Here is a 222-nt window from a genome sequence, read left to right as displayed (position 1 = left end):
CCGGTCTCTCTGCCGAACGCTTCATCGCCGACCCGTTCGATGCCAACGGTGGCCGCCTGTATCGCACCGGCGATCTGGTTCGCTGGAACAGCGAAGGCCAGCTCGAATACTTGGGCCGCATCGACCATCAGGTCAAGATTCGTGGCTTCCGTATCGAGCTGGGCGAGATTGAAGCGCAGCTCCTGGCACAGGAGGCGGTACGTGAGGCGGTGGTGATCGCCC

Annotated in this window: 1 pseudogene; it reads left to right on the top strand. The window is 63.1% G+C overall.

The annotated features are described in order from the left end of the window. Nucleotides 1-222 (top strand): annotated as a pseudogene (locus tag ACZ9W6_RS17730) (hypothetical protein); the annotation flags it as partial.

This window comes from Vogesella lacus, from assembly GCF_979366295.1.
Note: the sequence above shows the minus strand (reverse complement) of the source record. Positions and strands in the feature narration are given on the sequence as shown.